The following is a 16,811-nucleotide window of genomic DNA, read 5'->3' on the forward strand; positions in this document are numbered from 1 at the left end:
CCGGCCCCCGCCGCACCACAACCACCGGCGCATCCACCACACCCACAACCCGCGGATTCGTCCCAGCGGATACGCCCGGCTCGGCTTCGACCTGGCGGTGCAGTGGCTCGGTCGGGCCGACGCCCGACCGCTGGTCACCCGCCGTTGACGCACCGGAGCCGGTCGTAGATGCGGTCAGGTCAGTCAATAGCCGCGCGCGTCGGGCCGCCGCCTCGTCCCGCTGCTGGCGCTGCTGTGGGATCTCCTGCGCGGATTCCTGCGGCGCAGGTTCTTGAGACCGCACCGGGGTGGTCTGAACGAGCCCTGGTACGTCGACGGCGGGCACCCGTGCCTCGGCCATCGCCACCACCCAGCGGACGGCGCCGGGCGAATCCTGCCAAGCGGCGGCGGCCAGACTTCGGTCGAGCCCCGAGACGCCAGCTGGCGCGCGGAAGGCGGGGAGGCCGGCGTACAACTCCCGTACGACATCGACCGCGGCGCCCCTGCCAGCGACCGGCGTCGCGGCGCTCGTCTGGGGGGCGGTGGCGGCGTCCCCGCCCTGGCCGGCGAGGTCCGGCCGGCCGCCGTCGGGTCCGGACACCACGGCTGCGTCCGGATCGGGTGCCGCCGGATCAACCACCACCCCATCAGTGGCCACGAAGCGCACCCGCGACACCTCCGCCGGCGCCCGCGCCTGCCCACCAATCTGATCATCCCAGAACACCGGCCGACCATCAGCATCCCGAAACACCCGAAACGCATGCGCCACCCCACCATCCACCCCATCCACCACCACAAACCCCGCCGCATCCCGCGACGTACCCGAATCCTCCATCGCCGCCTTCACCGCATCCAACCCCGCCACATCCCGCAACTCCCGACGGGCATACCACGACAACACCTCAACCTCGGTCGCCACCGACGTCGGCGCCACAAACCCCACCCGACCACCCGTACGCCGCAGCAGGTCACCAACAATCGCCGTGAACACACAATTCGTGCTCGACCGCTCCGGATTCACCCGATCAACAGCCAGATACGGCGCCTCCCGCAACACCGCGCCCGCATTCACCCGAGGACCAACCAGCACCCAACCTCGCCGGTCGACCGGACCAGCGCCAGCCACACCACCCGACGGCCCGGCTTCGGCCGGGCCACTCGGCCCTGGCACCGGCGCCGGAAGTAGCTCTGCCGACCGGTCCACCGATTCGGTGGTCGGCCATACGCCGGGCATCAGTTCGGTCGGGTCCAGGCTGGTCACCGCCGGCACGTTCGCCCCGGTGTCCGTAGCCATCGCCTGCCTGGTTCCCGGCGGCGGCGGCGGAGGCGTGGCCCGTTCCGCGGTCAACGCCTGGTCCAGGTCGATGAGCAAGTTGCCCTTCGGCCCCTTGATGACCAGGGTGGCGTGGTAGCGGTAGCGGTAGAGGTTCTGATTGCCCTCGACGTTACGCTCGACCACCTCGCCGAGCTCGGCGGAATCGTCAGCACCACGTTCGGAGTTCGGACCGGCGCCCGGGCCGCTGTAGCCCATGAATCGGAGAGACCTGAACGGTCCGCCGCCCTGAGGTCCCACCGCCCAGCCCGACCCTCGGGATCTGCTGCTCGTGCTGACCGGTCCGGCATCCGCCTGCTGGTACCGCCGGGCCTTCTGCTTGTTGGCGACCGGCCGACCAGCGAGGGTCAGGTACTCCCCGCCACGCAGGTTGATTCCGAGGGTGATCCCCGTCCCCGGGACAGGGTAGTTGTGGGCCAGTAGCGCTTTCATGTTGGAGCGCACCATCGTGATGCTCGTGTAGTGCGTGACCAACTGAGATACGACGTTGGCCGGATCGATCTGTGCGGGCTCCCGGGAATCGAGCTCCACGGAATCCAGCTTCGGGCGATAACCAGCAGACCGGGTCAGCCCCGACCAGCCTCGGAGGGCCTGCCGCATGACAGCGGAGTTCGAAGGGTGAACCAGCCCCGCCCAGCGTTGGAAGGTGTCCGATATCCGAGAGACGTCCCGAGGATGCAGCTGAGGGTCGGCGATGAGTTGGGTGTTCAGCTCAGGCGGTTCAGGTGCGGTATCGGCCCACCGGATCACCTGCTGGTCCTCCGGCGGCGGCACCACCGCCTGACCCTCGGCAGGGACATCGGCGGTCTTGCTGGGAGCGGATTCGTGAATCTTGCGCCATTCCGCCGCGGGTTCCGCGGCGTCGCGGGTCAGGTAGCGCGGGACGAGCAGCCTGACCTCTCCGTTGGCGCTATGTTGCTCCGTCCAGTCGTACAACTGCGGGGCGTGTTCCACCTGGCGGTCGGACCGACCCGCTTCCACCTGCCCCTCGGACCGACTCGTTTCGAGCCGCCCCGGCGCCGGCGGCCCCGGTAGCTGGAAGATCACTCCCCGGACCGACTCCACCATGTATCGAATCCAGTTGGGAACGTTCGACGACATAGCCATGTAGATCCTGAAGTCGACGTCGTGGTCAAACTCGTGGGAGACCTTCGGCGAGACTCGAAAGATGTCTTTCTCCTCGGATTGCGTTCCTTTCTGGTGGGAATTTGACCACGTGCCCTCCAGGTGACCCTGGAGTCCGGCGCGTTCACGTGTTTCCGACCAGGCGCCACGGCCATGAAAGTCGAACTTGGCCTCTTTCTCGGTTCCCGAACTGAACCCCTTCCAGTCGGTGTTCTTGGTCTCGCCGCGGAGGGTGAGATTGACCTTCTCCCGGGGCCGGTCGCTGATGGGATCCTGACCCACATTGGCGACCACCTGGACCCACAGATACCGACCCGTGTACGGACCAGGAACCGGGAACCAGCCGTAGACCCCCCGGCTGGACAGCAGCACCTGCGCGGCCAGGCCGCGGGACGAGAACCTTTTCATGACCGCCCGGCCCAGCGGGCTGGGTGCGCTCGGGTCGGCGGGGACCAGACGATGCTCGCGCAGACGCTGGAGGATCTTCTCCGCGACGGCTGGGGCCTTCATCCGCTCGGCGTGCGCCTCCGCGAGCAGGGACTGGCGGTCCAGGATCGTTCTCGGCGAGCCGACTCGCTGGTCATGTTCCGGGCGGGAAAGTCCAAGGTCATCCGCCACGCGGTCCTCGACCAGGAGGTCTAGTGCGTCCTTGACGTCCAGGTAGACCGGCGAGGTGGTCTCGTGCTTGTCGCCCTTCCTACGGAAGGCGCTGATCTCGAACACGGCAGCGCCGTGATAGCGGTGGACGAGGTCCTTGTAGGTAGCCCGGGTGATGTCGGTGGCACCTCGTCCCCGCTCCTGCGAACCGCCGATCTGCGTCTCCCACTCGCCGTCCAGACCGCCACCGACTCGGCCCTGCTCGTAGGGTCGGTCAGCGACCGCGTTGTAGTTCTGGTACTGACCCCCGACGCCGAACTTGCCACCACCGCTGAGGCTCCACTGTCCGCTGGAATCGTGGCTGACGGCGGACTGTCGGTAGTGCTCCAGCTCGACAGCTCCGTCGCCACTGTGCTCGTGCTCCAGCCCGTCGTCGAACAGGCGGATCCTGATCTTGATGCCCTGCTCGTAGCCGTCGTGCCTGGGCAGGGTCTGGATCCAGCCGTCGTCGGTCACGCCATCCACGAAGCCGCTGTTCAGATCGGTGGCGGCGCTCATCTCCAGGATGTCGTCGGGCCAGTTCATCGGGTCCTTGAACCAGTCGTCCGAGAAGCCGTTGAGCTGCTGGTACTGCTGTGCCGCCGTCGCCGCCACCTCCGGGATGTTCCGAAACGCGGGATAGACGCCGGCAGTTCCCTCAACGTCGAGTGGAACATGCGAATCCTCGCCGCCCGGCCGCCACGGATCCCGCTTGGGCGGAGCGCCGCTCGCAACGCCCTTCCCCTTACTCTCGGGCTCGGCCTGCGCCTTACTCTCGGGCTCGGCCTGCGCCTTACTCTCGGGCTCGGCCTGCGCCCTACTCTCGGGCTCGGCCTGCGCCGCCTCATGGTCGTCGCGGGTGTACTTCTCGACCTTCCCCGCTTCCCTGAGCTCGTCGGCGCTGCGGGAAGCCTCACCTGTTGGGACGTGTTCGACGGGAACGTTGTACTTCGTGGTGACCCCCTCGGCAGGGTCGCCACCGATCAGCCAGGTGTCGGACTTACCCAGATCGCCGTCGGTGGGGCGTTCTCGGATCGACACCTCGTGAACAGTCCGGTAGCGGTAGGCGACCGTATTGCCGGTGGTCTCCGTACGGCTGTATTCCTTGACCTCCTGACTGAGCCCTTGATCATTGCTCCAGGCCACTGATCCGGTCAGCGCGGCACGCGGCGCACCGAGCGACCCGCGGTGGTGCGTCTCGGGGTAGTCCGGCGTGGCCGGCGTTTTCGGATGGATGGTTGGATCACCGAACAGGAAGGACGGGTAACCGCCCGCCTGTCCCTGGATGCTGTACCCGCCGGACTGGCTACCTGAGATCTTGTCGCCCTTGACCGCGCGTTCGTTCACCGACAACTGCTCTATGTCGGTGTCCAACAGTTCCAGCTGGTGCGAGGTGACCATTACCTCGAACCTGCGGGAGCCGACGGTGACGGTGAACTTACGGCCGGCCTGGAATCGGGTCGGGTCCGCCTCCATCGTCGCTCTGCCAGTTTTCAACGCGATCCGGCGGCTCGCCGCGGCATCCAGATCTGCCACCCCGGTCCGCTCGGCGAGCACCAACCGGATGAGCTCAGCCACCCGCTCCGATCCGGGTTGGTGCGCCGCGACGCCGAGGCCGCGTCCTCGTCGCATCGCCAACGCCATCGGCTCCCGCCCGGAACCGGACCTCGGCACGTACGACTTCCGTGCCTGCGGCGCGCCGTCCACAGTTTCCGGCAACACCCTTCGGATCTCCTCCGGGGTGGCTGGTTTCGGGGCTCGTTGCGTCTCCGCCGCAGCGGGGGTCTTCACACCAGTCGCCGGCGTCTTCGCGTCGGCCTTGACCTTGGGTGGCTCGATCTTCGCCGGCGGGCGCCCGGTCGCGGCTCGGTTGAAGTCTCCGCTGAAGGGCTTTCCGTACAGTGCGCGTTCGAACTGGTTCGCCTCCTTCTTGGATACGCCAAGCTCCGAGACGAGATCCCCGTTAAACTTCGTCACCTGTTTCCCGTTGTGGATCTCCACGTTCATTCCGAGCACGGCCCGGTAGCGCGCCTGGTCAATCTGATAGGTGAGTACCGTGTGATTTCCGGTCGTTTCTCTGATGTCCAGCGAGCGTTCGGTCTCCCTGGCCACGCCACCGCCGAACTTGACCGCACCGGTGGTTCGGGTGACGTTTCCCGTCTCCTCGTCGCCGGGCTCGTCGCCGAGGTGGGTGATCCGGAGAATGCTTGGCGTCGTGCCAACGCCGACGTTGGCCTCCATGGACACCTGGGAACTGGAGCTCCGAACCACACCCAGGTCCTCCCGGATGGTGACACCGTCGGCGATGTCCATCAGTCTCAGTTCCCGAATCCCCAGCGCGACCGCCACGTGGCCGTCGAACCCCCCCGGTCCGGAGCCCTCCCGGATCCGGCCGGTCTGGTCGCCATTGGTCAGTGCCCACCGGCCACGGTTTCGCATCGTGCGTTCATTCAGCAGGTACCGCTGCGACTGCTCGGCGACGGCAGCGGCGACATCGGCCGACAGCTCCTTCGACAGCGCCCGGTGCAAGCCCGTCACCAGCGGCGTCATGCCGATCGCATTCAACGTTTCCCGGGCCTGCGAAACTGGCCTCGACCGCCAGTCCTCGATCGTGCGATCCGGCGGCGCCGACTGCGGCGAGACCGGCGCCGAACGCGCGTAGGCGCTGGGTAGCGAGATGTCCAGGAAGCCGGGTCCGGTGGTCGACGTCTGCCCCCATCTGACTCCGTTGACGAACACCTGGAACTCCACCCCGCTGTTGAACTTGGTGGAATCCGACACGAAGAGCTTCCGGCCGGAGAGGACCGTGTCCGAGGTGGATGAGTTCAGCTCCTGACCTACGGAGGCGGTGAAGGTCGGCAGGCCCACCATCAGCCGGGACGCGTGCTCGGTCGAGATCACGAAGGTTCCCTCCGGGCCGCCGTCGAAGCTCACCTGTTGCGAGATCGAGCGTTCTTGGCCGATACCGGTCGAGCCGAACGAGACGCCGTACTTTCGAGGGCCGTCGGACCTCTCGGGGGGCGCCGGTCGCGGCCGATGCGGCACGGGGCGGATCCAGATCAACCGGTCGCCCGCGCTGAACGTGAGACCGTCGAAGAGAGCTCTCTCCCACCGGTCGCGATTCTGGTCCGCCGCTTCCGACTCGGAGGTCGACTTGTCCCGCTTCGGACTGCTCAGCAGGTCGCTGATCTCCCTCGACACCCGGTCTCGAATGCGCCGCGCCTGCTGCTCGGTGCCCAGGTCCAGGTCGGCCGGCGGCTGCCGGCGACCCATCTCGATGTCGCTTGTTCGGCTCTCCCGCGGAGTCCGCAGGTCCACCTTCAACTGGTTGAGCGTCTCCGACAGCGTGACGTCGCCCATGGGCCGCACCTCGGCGATGGTGAGCTCGCCGAGCGCACCGTCGGCGAAGTACCACGGCGTCGCGGGGCCGGCGGTGCTGGCGAAGGTCGAGTTGCCAATGCTCGCTTCTGCCTCCGCCGCCGCCAGTAACGCCTCCGTTTCCGTGACAGCCGACCTGGCGTCGTCGAGCAGCCCCTGGGTCCGCGCGACATCGTCAGCCAGCTGTGTCCCTTCCCGCTCGCGCGCCTGTCCCTGGACGGTGTCATGGACCTCTTCGGCGCGCCAGGCAGCCTCCTGATCCCGCCTGCTGTTGATCTCATGCCGCTCCGCCAGCATGCGGGCCTCTTCGGCCTGCCGCGCCCTCTCGTCGGCCGCGTCGAGTCTGCTGATCTCGGGACTGGCTTCCCGCTCCGCCAGCGAACGGGCCTCTTCGGCCTGCTGCGCCGTCTCGACGAAGGTCTCCCAGCGCTTCTCCGCATCGGCGAGCAGCGACTCGTCGTGCGCCTGCTGCTCTCGGTGGCGTTGCGCCACACTCGCCGCCGCTGCCCGCTCGGCGTTCCGCTCGGCCGCGCGGGCCTGCTCCTGCCGCGCTGCCTCCTGCCGGGCCTGCTCACGTTGCTGCTGGGCATCCGCCTGGGCGGAATCACGGTCCGCCAGCTCACGCTGCGCCTCGCGCTGCTCGTCCCGCTGACGCCGCGCCTCCTGCGCCGCCTCCGCCACTCGCTCCGCCTCGCGCTCCGCCGCCCGCTGCCGGGTCTGCTCATAGACCGTCTTCAGCAGGACCTGCTCGGCCTGCCTCGCCTGCTCCGCCTGGCGACGCTCGGTCTCCCGCTGTTCGGCTTCGGCCTGTAGCGTGGCTCGACGGTTCGACCGCTCGCCGGCCTCGACCTTCGCGGTGGTTCGCTCGGCGGCGCGGAGCTTGTCCGTCTCCTGCGCGACCTGCTCCGCCGTCCTCCGCGCCTCCTGGCGAAGGCTGGCCCGCTCCTCGGCGGCCCGCCGCTCCAGCGCGATCCGGTTCTCCCCGTCGCGCTGCCGAGCGACCGCTGCCCGCCAGTCCTGTTCCCGGGCGGCGACCGTCTCCTGCTGTTGTCTGAGGGTTCCCGCGAGCGCCGTCGGCGTCACGGCCGGTGGTGTCGACCGGGCGGCGTCAGTCTCGGTCCTCGGACCGGCAGCGAGATCCTGGCCATCGCCGACTGCCGAAAGCCGCGGCGGGGATATCTGCGGCGACACCGGGTCCGGCACCACCCCGTCGGTGACGACAAACCGGACCCGCGACACCTCGGGCGGCGCCGACGCCTGCCCGCCGACCTGACCGTCCCAGAACACCACCCCACCGTCGTCGTCGCGGAACACGTTGAACGCGTGTGCCACCGCACTGTCGGCCCCGTTGACCACCACAATCCCCGACGCGCCAACCGACGCGTCCGCCATCGCCGCCTCGACCGCCTCGATCCCCTCGACGTCCCGCAGCCCTTTGCCCGCGAACCACGCCAGCGTCTCGACCTCGGTCGCCACCGAGGCGGGCGCCACGAACCGTCCGCCAATTCCCATCCGGCCGAATCGCCAGGCCAGAGCCGCCACAATAGATGCGAAAACACAGTTCGTGTAGGAACGCTCAGGATTAACCCGATCGACGGCCAGGTCGGGATGGCGTGACAGAAACCTGTCCACATTCACCCGGGATCCCACCGGCACCCACCCCGCACGGTCCACCGGACCGGCACCAACCACACCGCCCGCAGTCAGCGCCATGGGCGGCGCGGACGGTGGACGGACCGTCGTCACCGGACCGTCGCCGTGGCCGGGGATGCCTGGCAGCGCCGTTGGCGCGGTCTGCCGCACCTCGTCGCGGAGCAGCACCGCGGCCGTCAACCGCTCGGTCGCGTCGCCGAGCACGCTCTCGTTGGCGGCGAGCAGCGTCTCCAGCCGGGCGGCCGCCGCGTCCCGCGACGAGCCGTTGACCAGCGTCGACGCCGCCACCTTGCCGTCCGGCCGGATCAGCCAGCCGGCCCGGCCCAGGTGGTCGGCCCGCCGGTACGGCCGCAGCTGCATGATCCGCAGCTCCCACCTGATGCCTTCGATCGCCGCCGCTCGGTCGACGCCGTCCCGCCGCAGCCCGTCTGGACCGGGCCGGCGTTGCATCCAGGCCGCGACCGCTCCGGAGAGTTGGGCGGCCAGCGAGTCGTCGTCCGCGTTGCGGAGAACCGTCAACTCCGCGCCGTCCGCGCCGTCGCGCAACGACAACACCGAGCCGTCCGGGGTCCCCGACGGCAACTGGTCCATCAGGCGCAGCGGAATGTGACCGGTGTCGGTGCCGAGCGCCTCGCTACCCCGATCCGTACGCACGCTCAGCACCCGGTTGTCGCCGGAGCCCTCGACAGCCGCTCCGATCAGACCCGGCAGATGCGACCTGGACAGCAACCGCATCGCCCGATCCGCCACGCCGAACAACTCGTTCGCGCGGTCGACGGCGGACCGGGAGCCCGAATCCGATCGGGAATGGTCGCCGGTCGTCGGATCCGCGGCGCTCTCCGGCTCGGTGAAGCCCGGCGCCGTCTCCTCGCCCCTGCCGGTGGAGCGCAGCGCGGTGTCCGGGCCACCCGGCAGTCCGGTCACGATCGGCGGCACCGGTACGACGACGACCGCGTCGTCGTCCTGGACCGTACGAGGGCGGTCGGCCCGGGCCACCCCGTCTCGGATCGGATCGCCGCGGGTCTCGGTCGGCCGCAGCGGGTTCGTGCTCTCCGTCGCCGGAGCCGCCGGCCGCCCGGTTGCAGAATCACCAGGCTGGCGGGCTGACTCCTTGGCGGTCCGTTCGGGCGTGTTCGCCGGAACCTCAGCGGTGGGTTGCCGCGGCTGCTCTGCGACGGGCACCCGCTGGTCCGGCCCGGTAGACCGACTGGTGACCGCGCCGTCTCCGACCTCGGCCGCACCATCCCTGGTCTCGACCGATATGGGGTCGGCTACCGACGCGTCCTCGGTCTCGATGCCGTCTTGTGAGGTCAGGAAGTCCGTCAAGCTCTTGGGCTGTCGGCTCAGGCCGCTGTCGTCAGCCGGCGAACTCTGGCTGACCGGCGAACTCGTAGAAGCCGGCGGCGCTGCCGTAGCCGGCGAACTCGTGGAAGCCGGCGGGGCTGTGGTCACCCGGGGCGTGGAGGCATCCGACGACGCTGGTGCCCGCGAATCCAGCTGGACGTTCTGCGTGCCGCGGCCCGTGGTGTTCTGGCCAGCGCTGTCCCCTGCCGGGTTGGCGCTGTTGGCTCCCGCCACGCTACCGGCCGGGGCGGCGGGAACGGGTGCGCCATGCGAATCGCGTACCGGATCGAACGGAACGCCTTGCCCGCCGTTGTCCTGGACCAACTGTTGCTGACCGCCGTCGATGGAGACAGTGGGCGGCGGCCCGCCGGATGTGTCCGCAAACTGCTCGGCTGTCCGCTCCCCGGCCACCGGCTCACCCGCGTCCACGGGGTCATCATTGGTCGTTGGCACGGTGGTCGACTCGCTCGTGATCGTCCGCGTCGAGCTGTCCTGGGACGGTCCCTCGTGGGCCGAGGAGGTAACCGGCAGCGAATCGGCGGCGGCGCCACGGCTCGCTGTCGCGGCCCGCGCGGGATCCGCCGTACGGCTCCCCTCATCCCGAGCCCCATCGCTGGCGCGGCCCCCATCGGCGCCCCGGTTGCCCTCCCCGGCACGCAACTGGGTCTCCGACTGACGGTTGCTGGTGTTCTCGCCGCCGCGCTGGGCCGACTCGCCACGCCCGGAACCGTCGCCGGACCGCTGGCTGGAGTCGGAGCTCTGCCCAGCCGTCACCCCACCGCTCGATCCGCCGACCTGCTGTCCCAGCCTGGCGTTGTCGGAAGTGTCGCGGGTGACCACCCCCTCCCGGCCCGCCTGCCGGTGGTCGGTCAGATCCGGGGTCTCCGAATCGGCCCGTACGTCCTGGGTGAGCCCGTCCCGTACGACCGGACCGCCCTCGACGCCGCCGATCCCGGGTGCCGTCGACGAGGCGGCCCGTCGGCTACCGTCGGCTACCGCGTCCCGGTCGCGGTCGACGCCGTCGCCGTTGGCTTTCGACGAGGGCGTGTCGGAGCCGCTCGGCGCTCCGGACGGAGACCCGGCGTGCCCGCCAACCTGTTCCGACGGCCGGCCTTCGCCGCCGGTCCGGCCTTCGCTGGTCCGGGATGTGTTGTCCCCGACCGATTCGGTCGCCGGGACACCATTCGCCGCGCCGTCGACGCCCGCCACAGTACCGGTGCCCGTCGTCGGCCTTGTCAGGTCAGCGGTACGCACGTCCTGCTGTTCACCGGTTCCCCGGGTCCCCTCGGCACCATCCCCCCTAGTCCCCTCAGCACCGGCCTGTCCACCAACCGCCCCAACAGCACCCGCACCACCGCCGGCCTGCGCACCAACCGTGTCGACGGCACCCGCACCACCGCTTGCCTGCGCAACGGTGGCACCCTGCGCAACGTCACCGACTGATTCGGTCACCGCTGAGCCGGGCAACGCGCCATCGCCGCCGCTGCCCACACCCACGGTCGAGTTCGGCAGCTGCGTCTCGCCGTTGCCGGCCTGGGCACGGCCGCCCTGGCCCGTCGCGCTGGTGGCGCCGCCAGACGTACCCTGGCCGTCGGTGCTTCGGGCGTGCTGCCCGCCGCCCACCTGCTGGTGAGTCTGAAGCCCCAATCCGAGTCCGATCAGGCCAGGCACCGCTCCGTTGCCAGGCAGGAGGTTGCCCGACGCGTAGTCGAGAATCCGGTCGTCCTCGTCGTCGGTCGCCCAGTCACGGGAGTCGTCGTCGGACCAGATGCTCGCCGCGTCGTCGCCGAGCAGCCGTTGCTCGGAGAGGTCCCCGACCCAACTGCTGGTGTCCCGATCGTCATCGCCCATGACACTGTCGTCGTCGCCGATCACGGTCGTGTCGTTGCTGATCACGCTGTCCGCGTCGCCGATCGCCTTCGCGTCGTCCTCGTCGGACGGCGAGTCCGTGTCCCGCGACGGCAGCTTGTCGTCGGTGGTGTCCGGCGTGTTCTCGCCGTCGGTTGGCGTACCGTCGTCGGGCAGCGGCCGGAAGGCGTTGTCCCAACCGGTGGCCGACGGCAGGTTCACCGACTCCAGTGCCTGGGTCGGGGTCGCCGCGTTGGACTCGTGCAGACCGCTGACGAAGGCGCTGGTGGCCGTGCCCCACCGCGCCTCGATCGGCGCGCCGACCGCCGCCTGGCCGGCCATCTCCGCCGGGATCGCCACCGCGGCCTGGGCGGCGCCCTTGGTGAAGATCGCCCCGCTCCGGAAGGCCCAGTTGTCCTTGATGAACAGGGTGCCGTCGGGCAGCTTCCGGTCGACGTGGGTGAGCCGCCGCGCCGCCGCGCCGATCAGCGAGCTGGCGCCGAAGTTGGTCAGACCGGCGGCGCTGGCCTGGATGACCGTCTGGATCGCCGCCTGGCGGATCGCCTCCCAGTTGATGCCCTCCCGGTAGTCCCGGTGGTCCTGAACCGCCTGAATGATCAGCATCAGCAGTGGTTCCTGCGCCAACTCCTGTGCGACCTCGACGAAGATCTGCCGGAGAATGGCGGTGATGATGGCCCGGAACCCTGCGATGACAGCGGGGATGGCAAGCGCACCGAAGAGCGAGGCGATCAGCCAGGCCAGTTGGATGGCGAGCAGGGCCAACTGTACGACGATCATGATCTTGGCTTCCTGAAGATCAGCTGCGCCGTTCTTCAGGTCCTTGCGCATGTCCTCTGCGGTGCTACGCAGGTTGTCGATGTTCTGGATGACATTCTTGAGCGACTCGTCGACGCCGTCAGCGAACTCGCCGGAGAGCACATCCGGAATCTGGGAGCGTTGCTGGACGACCTTCTCGCGGGCGGAGTCCAGGACATCACGCAGGTTCTCCCATTCACTGGAGTGAGCCCGCATACCGCTCTCGCTGCCGATCGGCCAGCGTTGACCGACGAAGAACTCCAGGATGTAGTTGAGCCACGTGGGGATCGGGGTGTCCACGGGCAGTTATCCGCACGATCCCGCGCGGTCGGCGCCGCCGGATTCCTCTGGTTGCACGGCCCCCTGTTGTCGGACCCGGCCGCGTCCTGGGCAGCCGGCACCGGCTCCTGGGTGGCCCAGTTCGCCCCGTGCCATCGCTCGCCACCCCCTGACCATGCCGAACTACACGGCCAGCATGCCGCCGATGCGCAGGGCGCGGCCGCCGCCCGGGCGGGCGACCCGGCCGGTACAGGGATTTCCCCCGGAAGCGGGACCGGTCAGGAGGTTACGCCGCTGGGTAAGGCACTCTCCCCGTCCCGCTCCACGAACCCGAGCGGCGGACCGGCCAACCGGTCGATCGCCCCCCCGTCAGTCAACGCCTGAGGTTCCGTGGACCACCGCCGGCGCAGGACCCGTTCGAGCCGACCAAGCGCGGTTTGGTCCGCCGCACCCAGACCCGACGTGTCGGGCTCGCCCGGCAGCACCTCTCGCAGCAGCACGGCAGTCTTGGGGATCCGGACGCCTTCGGCCGCCGACGGGCTGCCGTCCCGCACGGCGAGGACTTTGAAGCGGGAACCGGCCAGGAAGACCGCCTCGTCCAACTCCTGCCGCTCGGCCAGCGCGCCCGCCTGCCGGGCGGTCCGGGACCAGACCAGGTAGTCGACGTCGGCACCCTCGGCTGCCAGACCGGCACCACTCACGCTACGAAAGCCCGGCTCGACCAGCGTCGCCCCCTCCGAGTAGAGCTGTCGCGCCGGCACCTCAAGCCGGCCCTGGCAGAGCATCGCCCGCCGGCAGGGCGGCAGCCGGCGCAGGCCGGACACCAGGCACGGCAGGTAGCCGGCCAGGTCCGGCTGCTGGCCGGCGCGCAGCCTGGCGTTGAGGTGCGCCGCGCCCAGTTCCGACCGGCCGAAGTACACCCGTACCGCGACCAGGTCGGTCTTCGCCCTGACCGAGGTGTCGTGACGCAACGCAGGCCACGCGGCGAGCGCCGCGTTCACCGTGGTGATCGAATGCGTGTACGCGGGACCGAGGCCAGCGGTGAAATGGCGCTGCTCCTGCGGCGTGCTGTCGCGATCCGGCGCCGGCGACCCGAAGGCCTGCGCATAGCGGTCGGTTGCGACCACGGAGCTCCCTTCCGCCAGGGCCGGCTCCCCAACCGAGGTCGGCGGGAGCGTGATCGCCGCTGGTGGCGATTCGTCCACGGTGGAAGGCAAGGCATCGTCGGCGCTGTCATGGCTGGATGGCTCAATTTCCGGTGGTCCCGAGCTGGTGATCACGGGTGGATGGACGAGCAACGGCTGGACCGCCGGCTTGTCTCTGCGGCTCGTTGCGGCCGGCTCCATGTCGACCGGCGTCGCAGGCGCAGCCACCCGCGGCGCAGGCGGCGCAGGCGCAGCCGCTGTCGCTGTCGCAGCCGCCACAACCGTCGTATCCGCCGCAGCAGCAGCCGCAGCCGTCGCAGTAGCCGATGTCGCCTGGGCAGGCGCGACGGTGTGCGTATCGGCAGCGGTCACCGGCGGCGCCAACACCGCAGGCGACGACACCCGCGGTGGGAGCGGTACGGTCGGCAATTCTCTCCCGGCAGCGGGCTGCCCGGCCGCAGCGGCGACCTGACCGGCGTACCCCAGGTCGGTCGTCTCCACGGCGAACGCCGCAATCTGCCGGTTATCGAGCACCGCCGCCAGCCTCGCGGTCGCCTGGTGGTCGAGATCGAGGTCCAGGTTGAGCCCGGCCGGGGCCGCCGCTACGGCCCGGCACAGCGCCGCTACCAACGGCTCGGAGGCCGCGATGTCGAGCCGCAGTGTCCCGTCGGCCGGGTCGATGAAGGCCAGGTCGGCCCAGCGGTGGTCACCGGCGGTGCGCAGCAGGACGCCGGCCGCGGTGACCTCTGCCAGCAGCTGCCGCTCGGCCGCATGATGGTATAGCCGTTCGCCGGCCCGGACCCATCCGCTGCGCAGCAGTGCCGGCGCTGCCCCGACCGGCCGGCTCCGCTTCGCCGGCTCCGGGCCGACGCTGCGCTGACCGCTGTCGAGCGCCGCCACCAACCGGTCCAGCCACTGCACCCGGGGCTGACCCCAGGCCGGATCGAGCAGACCGATCTCGATGCGGACCAGGGTCCGGGTCCGCAGCTTGGTGAACAGCGCGGCGAGGTACGCCGGCTCCACCGGCGGCTCGCCGACGTGCCGGAGAACCAGGGTTGGCCCCCGTCGATCGACCGGCAGGTCGTAGGCCGGGTCCGAGCGGTCGACCGAGGCCACGGTATTGGTCCGCAGCAGCACTCCGGCCGGGATCGGGTCGGCGACGAGGCCGGGCATTCGCACCGGACGGTCCGGCAACGCCGGCTCCCACGAAGGAGTCGGGTATCGGTGGGCGACGATGCGATGGCCGGTGCCGGACTGGAACGATCGCCAGCCTGAGGCACCGGTGCCGGCTGCGACGTAACGGGTGCCGTCCGAGGTGACGTGGACCGGTCCGTCCGGGACCAACAGCTCGACCCCGGTCCGGGTCGCCAGCTGCAGCAGCCAGGCCGCGTGGACGTCGTCCGGGTGGCCGAGACCGTCGGCGGACACCCACACTCGGGAGACGGCCAGCACCTTGGCGGCGTACTCGACCACACCGCGCAGCGCCGCGCCACAGGTGGGGTCCGCCAACGCCCGGCTGGTGATCAGGACCAGCGCCTCCCGGCACGGGACGACGGCGGCATCCCGTAGCAGGCGCCACAGCAGCGCTGGTGGATCCTCGGTATGCGACATGACAGCGACTCGCCCGTACCACTGCCGAAAAAGTCCGGGTGAAGGCCCCGCTGCGCCGTCGGGCGGCCGTCGCCGCCTGGACGACCACGGCAGCGCCATCCGCACCTGACCTCCAAATTTCCCGAGACCCGATCTGCGCACCCTTGCAGGCGACAGGCTGGCGTACGGGCCGCCGACGGCGGCCACGACCCTGGATGGACGGTACATCTCTGCGGGATAACCCTTGCCGGAAGCTGCCTCCGTGGGCGGTCAGACGGGTGGCGGTCCGGCGTCGGGCACTCCGGACTTGGGCCACGATCGGCTGATTCCGTGGTTGGCGGGGCTGTGACCTGGGGTGTTGTGTTGGGAGGCATGCACTAATTAGGTGCAACGAGCTGGCGGCGGCAGATCCGCGCAGGGCTGTGCGATTATCGCGCGGTGAACGACGCGTCGATGTACGCCGATTTCGCCAGGCGTGAGGCTCGGGGCGTGTCGCCGATGTACAGGCGGTTGTCGTTGGCGATCTGCGACGACGAGGAGATCCTGACGCTGCTGCAGACGGTGCCGGAGTCGAAACGGCAGCCGAGTCTGCTGCTGGGTGTAGTGCGTCTGCTCGGTGGTCCGTTGGATGATCCGGTTGCCTTTCATGACTTCACGGTGTCGAACTGGTCGGCTGTCGCGGCCGAACTTCGGGCCCGGGCCACGCAGACCCACGAGGCTGGGCGGTGTGCGCTCTTGCTGCCGGTGCTGGCCGCGCTTCCGCAGCCGTTGGCGTTGCTGGAGGTCGGTGCGGCTGCGGGGCTCGGGCTGTACCCCGATCGGTACGTCTACCGATACGACGATCGCGTGATCGGATCAAGTGGACCTGTTCTGGACTGTGTGCTGACCGGAACGGCACCGCCGGCACGGCTACCGGAGGTGGTGTGGCGGGCCGGTTTGGATCTGAATCCGCTCGATGTGACCGACCCGGCTGATGTGGCCTGGCTGGAGGCGTTGATCTGGCCGGAACACCACCGCCGGGAGCGACTGCGCGCCGCGGCCGCTATCGCCGCGGCGGATCCACCGGCGCTGACCCGTGGTGATCTCGTGGACGACCTGCCGGGCCTGGCGGCTCAGGCGCCGCCAGATGCGACGCTGGTCGTGTTCCACACCTCGGTGCTGTATCAGGTACCGGCCGTGCGGCGCGGGCTGTTCGTCGACCTGGTGCGCGGGCTGCCCGGACACTGGATCGCTGTTGAGGCCCCGCAGGTCCTTTCCTATGAGGGATTGCCGCCGGCGCCGGACGAGGCGTTGCACAACGTGCTCTCGCTCGACGGCACACCGCTGGCCTGGACCCGCGGTCACGGGCAGGCAATGGCATGGTTCGCATGACGACTCGAAGATCGAGGCTTTGCTGGTCGAACCGTACTCGCCTTAATCCAGCGCACGCTTATCGGCACGACCGTGCACCGGGCGTCCGTCATGCTTTGTGGCAGTCGGTCGGCGCGCGGGAAGGCGCAGGGCTTGTCGTCGGTCCGGATCATCGATGCTCCCGTGATTTACCGTTCCCGTTGACGGACAAAGGACCGGGAGGTTGGTGGGCAATGGCTCGCACACGGCTGTACCTCGTCCGCCATGGCGAACAGGTGCCGGCGTCCGAGTACGCCCCGGAAGGGGGTCTTTCGCCACTGGGTCGCGTGCAGGCC

The 16,811-nt window shown here is 69.7% G+C and carries 3 protein-coding genes; 1 reads left to right on the forward strand and 2 read right to left on the reverse strand.

Going from position 1 to position 16,811, the window contains the following annotated elements:
• Together ACFFIA_RS41580 and ACFFIA_RS41585 are read right to left on the reverse strand one after the other, a co-directional pair.
• Positions 1–12,412 (reverse strand): WXG100-like domain-containing protein (locus ACFFIA_RS41580; RefSeq protein WP_377262532.1); only part of this gene is annotated, 12,412 nt, incomplete at its 3' end.
• A 257-nt stretch (positions 12,413–12,669) separates the two neighbouring features.
• Positions 12,670–15,252 (reverse strand): hypothetical protein, encoded by a 2,583-nt coding sequence (locus ACFFIA_RS41585; RefSeq protein WP_377262534.1) that lies wholly within the window; start codon positions 15,250–15,252, stop codon positions 12,670–12,672.
• 312 nt (positions 15,253–15,564) lie between these two features.
• Here ACFFIA_RS41585 and ACFFIA_RS41590 point away from each other — a divergent pair, with 312 nt between their 5' ends.
• Positions 15,565–16,497, forward strand: coding sequence for a DUF2332 family protein (locus ACFFIA_RS41590; protein WP_377262536.1), 933 nt, complete (start codon positions 15,565–15,567; stop codon positions 16,495–16,497).
• Positions 16,498–16,811 lie beyond the last annotated feature (314 nt).

Origin of the sequence: Phytohabitans kaempferiae, from assembly GCF_042433955.1 — a bacterium.
Classification (GTDB): Bacteria; Actinomycetota; Actinomycetes; order Mycobacteriales; family Micromonosporaceae; genus Phytohabitans; species Phytohabitans kaempferiae.